The organism is Thermococcus sp. (assembly GCF_027008145.1).
Lineage (GTDB): Archaea > Methanobacteriota_B > Thermococci > Thermococcales > Thermococcaceae > Thermococcus.
This window is the reverse complement of sequence record NZ_JALTCZ010000077.1, coordinates 1-8,569: the sequence shown is the minus strand read 5'-3', so window position 1 is coordinate 8,569 and position 8,569 is coordinate 1. Positions and strand designations below refer to the sequence as shown.

The following is an 8,569-nucleotide window of genomic DNA, read 5'->3' as shown; positions in this document are numbered from 1 at the left end:
TTATCGTCTCGGTTATGCGGTAGACGACGTAGCTCTCCATCCTCTGGAAGATTCTCCTGGCCTCTTCAATCGCGTGGGCTATAACCGACAGTCCCGGCTGGAGGAGGACAACATCGGCAGCCGCCCTCGCCGCGTCAGTCGCTCCAGAAACCGCTATGCCGCAGTGGGCCTTTTTGAGCGCCGGGGCGTCGTTGACACCATCCCCAGTCATGGCCACCATGTGCCCCGTCCTCTGGAGTGCGTCAACGATCCTGAACTTGTGCTCCGGATAGACCTCGGAGAATCCGTCGGCTTCCTCAACGAGCCTCTCAACGTCCGAATCGCGCTTTGCTTTGAGTAGTTCGGTCATGGACACTATCCTCGTCCCGAGGCCGAGTAGCTTTGCTATGTGCCTCGCTATCGCGATGTGGTCTCCGGTAACCATCTTAACGTTAACGCCCAGCTTTCTTATGGCTTTTATGGCCTTCGGCGCGTCGTCCCTTGGAGGATCGAAGAGCGGGATTATGCCCACGAACTCCCACTTTCCGTTCTCTGTCCTTGCAACTCCGAGGGCCCTGTAGCCCTCCTCGGCGAGACTATCAACGACCTTTGTTGCCTCTTCCCTGAGCTTATTATCAACCTTGCAGAGGTCGAGGATAACCTGGGGTGCGCCCTTGGCGACCTTGAACTTCTCATCGTTGCTTATCTTGGCATCTGTTCTCTTTATCACCGGGTCAAAGGGCGTGAAGTGAACCTGCCTGAACTTCGCTATAGCTTCATTCAGCTTGAACCTTTCAAGGGATCTTAAAATCGCAAGGTCTATCGGGTCGTTGTCCTCTTCCCTGCTCGCCAGTGCGGCATAGAAAACGACGTCCTCCTTTTTGTAGCCGTTGAAGGGGACCGGGTCTCCCACGGTCAGCTTGTTCTTCGTGAGCGTCCCAGTCTTATCAGAGCAGAGAACGTCAACCCCAGCCAACTCCTCGATTGAGACGAGCTTCGTGACAACGGCCTGCTTCTTGGCGAGGTTCAAAGCACCTATCGCCATTGTTATTGAGAGCACCGCCGGCATCGCCGCTGGAATCGCCGCGACAGTAAGGACGAGGCTGAAGCGCAGGGCCTCGATGAGGCTTTCGTGCCTGTGAATCGCCACGAGGAAGACAACGGAAACGAGAATGAGTGCGAGGATTATGAGGTAGTCGCCGACCCTGATGACCATCTTCTGGAACGAGCTGACCGTTTTAGCGCTCTCAACGAGCTGGACTGTCTTGCCGAAGTAGGTGTTCAAGCCTGTCCCTGTAACAACGGCGGTCATTTCGCCCTTCTTGGCGAGAGAACCCGAGAAAGTTATGTCTCCAATCTTCTTTTCAACGGGCAGCGACTCGCCGGTTAGGGCGGATTCGTCAACGAGGAGGTACTCGCCGTCCATGAGCTTGACGTCGGCCGGGGTTATGTCTCCCATCCTGAGGCGTATTATGTCTCCGGGAACGAGCTCCCTCGCCGGGATGACCTTCCACTGACCGTCGCGCAGAACCCTTGCCCTCAGTGCCATCTTCTGCTTGAGGTACTCGATGACGTTTTCCGCTTTGTGCTCCTCCCAGAAGCCAACGATGCCGTTGAGAGCTAAAAGGGTCATGATTATCCAGAAGTCGGCCCAGTGCCTGATTACTGCTGAGAGAATCGCCGCGACCTCTATCATCCACGGTATTGGGCCCCAGAAGTATGATAGAAACTTTATTACCGGGTTTACCTTCTTTTCCGGTATTTCGTTTGGTCCGTACTCCTCAAGTCTCCTCTTAGCTTCATCGGAGCTCAGACCGTTTCTCGACGCCCCAAGCTCTTTGAGGACTTCGTCAACGCTGGCGTGCTTGTAATCCTTCTCAATCACCATCCCCCCGGTTCATCTTCTATGAACGAACAAATATATACGGATTTCGCTTTTTGTTAAGATATAACAGGATAAAACTCAAATTTAAAAGGCCGTCTACTTGAAGAAATTATAACATTATTTTTCAGTTATTCCATTTGTCCAGAAAAGATGGGGGATGCAAAAAGATAAAATCACTTCGTTGCCCTCGTTATGCCGACGTCCTTGACCAAAACGTAGGGCGTCGTCACAGGGGTTCTTACCTCCCACCAGTGGATATGGAAGCTCTCCCTGCCCATCGCCTCGATCCTGCTCAGAATCCCGAGGAGGTTGTCGCTCACGCGGATGTTTCTAATCGGCTTTAAGTTGCCGTCCTCGATGAGGAAGATGCCGTCCCTCGGAATGGTCGAGAAGTCACCGGTGACGTAGTTCTGGAAACGCGTGTACCAGACGTTGGTAATGTAGATTCCCCTCTTAACCTCACCGAAGAGCTCCTCCCTTGAGTACTCGCCAGGCTCAAGGACGATGTTCCAGGCGCGGGGCATTATTAAGCCAGCGTTCGCAGTAGTTTCCGTCTTATACTTCCTCGCGAGGCTCGTGTTGAGGAGGAAGGTTTTAAATGTCCCGTTCTCGATTATCGTGGTCTTTCTCGTGGGCACTCCTTCGTCGTCGAACTTCCTGCTTCCGTAGCCGTTGGGCAGGTTTCCGACGTCCTTGATGATTACGACCTCGTTAGCCACTTTCTGGCCGAGTTTGTTCACGAAGGGCGAAAAGCCGGCCTCGACAGCATAAGCGGAGGTCATGAAGCTCATGTAGCCCAGCAGATTGGCAAAGGCAAGCGGGTCGAAGACCACATCAAAGCGCCCCTCCGGCCCCTGCTCCGGGTTTTTAGCTAAGCTCGCTATCTCTCCGGCCTTTCTCCCAGCGCTCTCAGGGTCGAACTTCTTGAGAACCCTAACCGAGTTCGTCCCGTGACCGCTCTCAAGGTCGCCGATGAAGGCCCTAACGCTTATCTCTATCCCGGTTCCCTCGTCGAAGGCTTCAATGCCGTTGCTTGTTGTGAGGTAAACCTTATCGTGATCTGTGTAGAGAACGCCAGCTACTCTCTTCGCACCTTGCTCAAGGGCTGCGTTGATGGCCCTTTCCACGTACTCGTTCGGCTCGTCCAGCTCGACGATGGCTTTATCAAAGGTCTCCGGGATGTCCTTATACTCGAAGGGTCCCTCGGCTATGCCGTAGTAGTCCTCCTTTGGGGACATGCCTTTCATGTTGCCCAAGAGCATTTTGAGAGTCCGCTCGATGTTCTCCTCACTCAGCTCGGTTATCGTCGTTCCGGCTATTCTCTTCTCCAGCTCGACGAACAGCTCCACCTTGCGCTCGTGCCAGTGCTTTGCCACGGTTATCTCGTTGTTGGCAAAGCGAACCTGCCTCCTGTTTGTTTCATAGGTCAAAATCACTACATCGCCGAATCCGAGTTCCTTTGCCTTCTTCAGGATGAACTCGTTAAGCTCGAACATTTCCACCACCTCATGGCCTCCTAAGTGGTATGTCTCTTAGTCTCGCGTGAGCACCGCCCATCCAGACCGGGACGCCCTGTCCTGGCTCGCCCTTTCCGCAGGTTCCCGGGTAGAAGGCGACCTCTTTCCCTACCGCGTCAACACTGCTCCACAGTGCCCTCGTCGTTATCTCAAGGATGGGCCTCCTCACCGGGTGCTTTATCTCGCCGTTCTCGATGAGGTACGCTTCCCTGCCGATGTACCTCTGCTGGTAACGCCTGTCGTCGATGTTCCACTCGTTGAAGGACACCATGTAGACGCCGAGCTTCACATCCTCAATCAGCTCCTCGAAGGAGTGGTCCCCCGGGGCGAGGTAGGTGTTTGCCATCCTCACGATAGGCTCGCGGTTGTAGTTGATGGCCCTCGCCGCCGCATTGGAGTGCTGGCCGAGCTTGTAGGCGTACTCGCGGTTGGTGAGGAACTCGGTGATTATTCCGTCCCTTATGAGGTATCTCGGCCTTGCCTTCACGCCCTCGTCGTCGTAGAGGTAGAAGCCCCAGCTGTTGGGTATCGTCGGGTCGTCTATGACGGTAACCACCTCACTGCCAATTCTCTCGCCGAGCATGTCCGGTTTCACGAAGCTCTCTCCAGCCTGGGCGGCTTCCCTTCCAAAAATTCTGTCGGCCTCGTAGGGATGTCCGACGCTCTCGTGGACGGCTATTCCAGCCACCTCGGGGCTTATGACCAGGTCAACCTTCCCCTCAGGAGGCTTTTTGCCCTCGTAGATGAGCTTCTTCAGTGCCTGCACGTCCTTGACGGCCCACTCCCAGGGCTCGTCCTTCTCGATGAGCTCAAGGCCTCCAGAAAATGCCCTCTGAACGAACGGAGCCTGCTCCATCTGACTGTTCTCGAAAACGACGAGGTTGTACATTATGGAGACGCGCGGGATGATGCTCTCGATGAACGCTCCGTCGCTGTTGGCAATTATCTTGTGCCAAACCTGATCGGAGTAGCTTAGGTAGCGCATCGGCACGTTTACGCCGGTGGCTTTGACTTCTTCCTCGATTTTCCTCAGGAGTTCGAGCTTCTCCTCCGGTGAAACGTCACGGAAGTCCTTGCGCATCTTAACCTCGTAGTAGACCTCGTGGAAGTTCTCCTCGCTAAAGCGTATCGGCTCGTTCCTAACGCGAGAGGCCGCCTTAGCCAGCTTTACTGCCCTCTTCACCCCCTCGGCAACGCTCTCCTTTGTCAGGACGTTCGTGCTCGCGAAGCCCATTCCTCCGCCGACAAGAACGCGAACTCCAATGCCCCTATCTGCTAAAACCTCAAGCCCCTCTGGAGAGCCGTTCTTCATCGCCAGAGAAGTGCCGTTCTTCTCCTCGAAGCGCGCCTCGGCGTAGTCTGCGCCGAGCTCGAGGGCCTTCTCGACGGCGAACTCTACGAGTTCATGCATGCACACCACCTCGGTTTACTGCATAGAATAGTGCTCGCTAAAGTATAAAATTCTTTCCGTTTAGATGATGGTCGAAAAGGCGCGCGAGTTTTAAGTTGTTTGGAGTTCAGTTTAGATAATGAGTGAGAGTGTAAACATCGCCCTCATCCTTAAGGATATCCAGCTTATGCGGAAAAACTGGACGAGATAGAAGAGGAGCTCCTCAAGTTAAAGATTCGGGAGCTTGAGGAAGAGGAAGTCAGCGAGAAGGAACTCAAGGAGCTTGAGAGACTTTCTAGGGAAACTCTGAAGGATAGAATACCCTGGGAAGAGGCCAAGAAAGAGCTCGGCCTTTGAGGTGCTTTGGATGGCATAATCAATTTACAGTAGCTTGAGATTTTGATGAGATGAAGGTCGAAAAAAGACTTTAATCGCAGGGCTTCCAATGCCTTGTGGAGCTAAAACAAGGGGGGGTTGTGATGGATTACGTTAAGCGCTTCTACCTCGCCGGGTTCTTTTACCTGGCCCTTTATGCTGGCTTTTACCAGGTCTACCTCCAGAGTTTGGGCCTGTCCAAGGGACAGATTGGCCTGCTGATGGGAATCATGCTTTTTCTCGTGGCTTTTCTCGAAGTTCCGACCGGAGTTGTGGCGGACAAGGTTTCAAAGAAGACGAGCGTCCTGATGGCTAGGACTCTCTCCCTTCTGTTTCTTTTCCTGCTCTACTCGGCAGATTCTTTCGCTGACCTTCTTCTCGCTACCATTATAAGCGCGCTTTCAACGGCCTTTGCCACAGGCGCTGAGACTGGCTGGCTCTATGAGCTGCTGAAAGAGGACGAAAGAACAGATGAGTATCCAAAGGCTTACGGTAGATTAAGGGCATTTGAGACAGTCGGGGGTTTTGCCGGGATCCTTGCGGGGGGTGCTATAGCGGACGTATACGGCATGAGGCTGCCCATAATCCTGAGTGCGCCCTTTATACTGGCCTCGCTCCTGGTACTCGCCACTATCCCAAAGGATACTGCGAGAAGTGGCCTTTCGTACGGTCATCACCTGCTTGAGAGCCTGAGGTTCGTCTGGAACTCCCGAGATGTCCGGTGGCTTTTTATCTACGCGAATATCATCGGTCTGCCCCTAACTGTTTTCACGGCTTTCATGCAGCTTTACTTCTACGGGTTTCTGGCGTCAGTTCTGGCTGTTTCGTGGATTATGGCACTCTATATGGTTATCAACAGCGTTTCATGGTACTTTGACGTGGGTAAAAAGGGAAGGGAAAAGCTTTACCTTTACGCGTGCGTTATTATTCCACTCCTATCGCTCCTCTCAGGATTAAACGGCTGGCTGGGTTTTGTCACGCTCCTCCTTGGAACCTTTATCTTTGCTCAAGCCTTCAAGGAGTGGCAGGGACGGTTCCAAGATGCGATTCCGGACGAAAAACGGGCAACCGTAGGCTCACTCTACTCGCTCACGGCGGCCGTTGTCAGTGGGGCTCTCAACGTGATCCTTGGCTGGCTCTTTGAGCGTGCAGGGATAATGATGGGAATCCTTCTCGCGTCGGTATTATTTTTGGGAGTTGGGGCCTTAGCCCTAATGAAGGAACTTAGAACCCCAGGTTTCCCAGAGGGGATCTTAAAGGATAAATTCTAGGAAAGAAGAGACGATGGAACGAACTGTGCGGTCATCAAAACTTCTCCTCACATTCACACGGCTTCTTCCCGCAGTATGGGCAGACGCCGGGGTACTTCTTCTTCGCCGCCTCCTCGATGTCTATGTCGAGGAGGTTCGCTAAACTCGCGAGCCACGCCAGAACGTCGGCGAACTCCTCCTTCATCGCCTCCCTATCCCTCTTTCTTATCGCCTCGCTCAGCTCACCGACCTCCTCAACAAACCAGAGAAAGGTCTTCTCGACGCCCCGTTTAGAGTCCTTGTGGAAGTATATCTCCCTGATCATTTCCTGGAATTCCCTAATCTCCACCTTTCTCACCCCTGGGGAGAAAGGAGAGGGGCTTAAAAACCACTCGCCAGCTCGATGAGCTTTCTCATGTGGATTTTCGCCGTGTCGAAGATCTCAACTGAAACGTCACCGGGCTTTATTGCTAGCGGGAGCTCGGTGCAACCGAGGATTACTCCCTCGATACCCCTCTCTTTAGCATACCTCTCGATGAGGGCTATGAGGTAGGACCTGCTTCTCAGGTTCTCGAAGGAGAGCTCCTCGAAGATGATTCTGTTGACTTCTTCCATCTCCTCCCCTGTTGGCGTCACCACTTCAAAGCCGGCCTCCCTGAGAGCGTTCCTGTAGAAGTCCGCCGTCATCGTCGTCTTCGTGCCGAGAAGGAGGGCTTTCTTAACCCCCCTGCGCCTTATCTCCTCGATAAGAGCATCTATTATGCTGACCATTGGAACGTTCACAGCTTTCTGAACCTCCGGGAAGATCATGTGGGGGGTGTTCGCGGACATGGCTATTATCTCCGCTCCAGCTTTTTCCAGGGCTCTCGCCGCGTTTATGAGGAGCTCCTTCCTCCCCTCCCAGCCCCGGGGGTTGTCCTTGAACTCAGCAAAGTTTATGGAATAGACTATCAGCTCCGGGAAGGTGAACGGACCAAAAAGCTCCCGGCTCATCCTTATGTAGTTCCGGTAGTAATAGAGGGTTGACTCAGGCGTCATTCCTCCGATCAGGCCTATCCTCTTCACGCCGACCACCAATCGAGAGAAGGAGGAGGGGTTTATGAAAGTTGGGGTTAGATGTAGCCAAGCTCCTCAAGGACGGTGAGGCCCAACTCGGAGAGCCATTCGTCCTCAAGGCACGCCGGAAAGCCACGAACCGGCTCCAGAAGGAGAGATTCTCTCGTCGGAATCGAGGCGAGGAGGTGCACGCCGAGCTCCTCTTCGGTGAGCCCCACGAGGGCTCCGAGGACGTCCTCCGGGAAGTCGGCGAAGTTGAGTATGAGCCTGTCCGCCCCGAACTTTTTGATCACGGTTGAGATATAGTCGAAGAGGACATCGAGGGGAACCCTATTGGGATCCACCACGAGAACGGGGATGTCAACCTTCTTGAGGAGATCTTTGAGCTCAATCGGTATGAGGGGCGGGAAGTCTATTACGATGACGCCGTACATGGTCTTCAGCCTGTCGATTATCTCGTCCAGAACTGAAAGAAGCTTCAGGGGATTCACGGTGATGCCCTGGGGCTTCCCAAGGATGATGTGAAGGTTCCGGGAGAACTTGGCCGGGACGGTGAGCCACTCCGGGTTCAGCTCCGGGTCATTGAGGTAGTCCTCGAAGGAGTATGGAGCGCTCAGGGCGAAGTGGTTGTGCAGGTCCGGGAGATACAGGTCACCGTCAATCAGCAGGGTTCTGACTCCTCCTATGGCCAGACATGTTGCGACGTTAGCAGACACCGTCGTTTTCCCACTGCCCCCCGGCCCGAGGAAGCCAATAATTCTCATACCCATCGTAGTATGTATTCACTGCCCCCCTCATAACCCTTCCGGTCGTAGGTTTGAGGGAAAATCCCCTCAGAGTGGCTGACTCCCTCCTAAAGGGTGAGCTTTCAAAAGAAAAAGATAAGCGAAACAGTTGACTCGTGATGCCTGTGATTAAAACTCATTCGGTTCGTATTGGTGTCCGGTTTCCCCCATAGAGGACATAAAAACAAACCTTTTTATACTTTAGGGGCCTATTAAGGCCGGTGAGGGGCATGGGGCTTTCTGGGATACCCTATTTTGACGAACACATCCTCAAGGGAGGCTTTCCAGAAGGCTCGCTGGTCCTCGTTGCTGGAGAGCCGGGGGCTGGAAAG

General features: G+C 53.7%; 8 protein-coding genes. 2 read left to right on the top strand and 6 right to left on the bottom strand.

Going from position 1 to position 8,569, the window contains the following annotated elements; translation table 11 throughout:
• From MVD07_RS03625 to MVD07_RS03615, 3 genes are all read right to left on the bottom strand, one after another.
• Positions 1–1,867, bottom strand: a 1,867-nt coding sequence (locus MVD07_RS03625) for a plasma-membrane proton-efflux P-type ATPase (RefSeq protein WP_297498771.1), incomplete at its 3' end; no start/stop codon positions are given.
• A 170-nt stretch (positions 1,868–2,037) separates the two neighbouring features.
• A complete protein-coding gene (locus MVD07_RS03620; protein ID WP_297498782.1) occupies positions 2,038–3,360 on the bottom strand; it encodes a TldD/PmbA family protein in 1,323 nt (440 codons plus the stop codon).
• Positions 3,361–3,370: 10 nt separating this feature from the next.
• Positions 3,371–4,792, bottom strand: coding sequence for a TldD/PmbA family protein (locus MVD07_RS03615; RefSeq protein ID WP_297498768.1), 1,422 nt, complete (start codon positions 4,790–4,792; stop codon positions 3,371–3,373).
• Between the two features lie 458 nt (positions 4,793–5,250).
• Here MVD07_RS03615 and MVD07_RS03610 point away from each other — a divergent pair, with 458 nt between their 5' ends.
• Positions 5,251–6,417 carry an MFS transporter gene (locus MVD07_RS03610; RefSeq protein ID WP_297498766.1) on the top strand — a complete coding sequence of 389 codons (1,167 nt, stop codon included), beginning with the start codon at positions 5,251–5,253 and terminating at the stop codon, positions 6,415–6,417.
• A gap of 34 nt (positions 6,418–6,451) precedes the next feature.
• Here MVD07_RS03610 and MVD07_RS03605 read toward each other — a convergent pair whose 3' ends face one another.
• The 3 genes from MVD07_RS03605 to MVD07_RS03595 are packed head-to-tail and all read right to left on the bottom strand — an operon-like array spanning position 6,452 to position 8,222.
• The gene (locus MVD07_RS03605) at positions 6,452–6,745 is read right to left on the bottom strand and encodes a MazG nucleotide pyrophosphohydrolase domain-containing protein (protein WP_297498779.1); all 294 of its coding nucleotides are present in this window, start codon (positions 6,743–6,745) and stop codon (positions 6,452–6,454) included.
• A gap of 32 nt (positions 6,746–6,777) precedes the next feature.
• Complete coding sequence (locus MVD07_RS03600) at positions 6,778–7,461, bottom strand: aspartate/glutamate racemase family protein (RefSeq protein ID WP_297498777.1); 684 nt, start codon at positions 7,459–7,461, stop codon at positions 6,778–6,780.
• Positions 7,462–7,508: 47 nt separating this feature from the next.
• Positions 7,509–8,222, bottom strand: a complete 714-nt coding sequence (locus tag MVD07_RS03595) for a MinD/ParA family protein (protein ID WP_297498763.1) — start codon at positions 8,220–8,222, stop codon at positions 7,509–7,511.
• A gap of 245 nt (positions 8,223–8,467) precedes the next feature.
• Here MVD07_RS03595 and MVD07_RS03590 point away from each other — a divergent pair.
• On the top strand, positions 8,468–8,569 hold a 102-nt coding region (locus tag MVD07_RS03590), incomplete at its 3' end, for an ATPase domain-containing protein (RefSeq protein ID WP_297498774.1).

Excerpts from the sequence above, each read along its gene's own strand:
- MVD07_RS03595 (WP_297498763.1), bottom strand. The coding sequence starts at position 8,222 with ATGGGTATGAGAATTATTGGCTTCCTCGGGCCGGGGGGCAGTGGGAAA.
- MVD07_RS03610 (WP_297498766.1), top strand. The coding sequence starts at position 5,251 with ATGGATTACGTTAAGCGCTTCTACCTCGCCGGGTTCTTTTACCTGGCC.
- MVD07_RS03620 (WP_297498782.1), bottom strand. The coding sequence starts at position 3,360 with ATGTTCGAGCTTAACGAGTTCATCCTGAAGAAGGCAAAGGAACTCGGA.
- MVD07_RS03615 (WP_297498768.1), bottom strand. The coding sequence starts at position 4,792 with ATGCATGAACTCGTAGAGTTCGCCGTCGAGAAGGCCCTCGAGCTCGGC.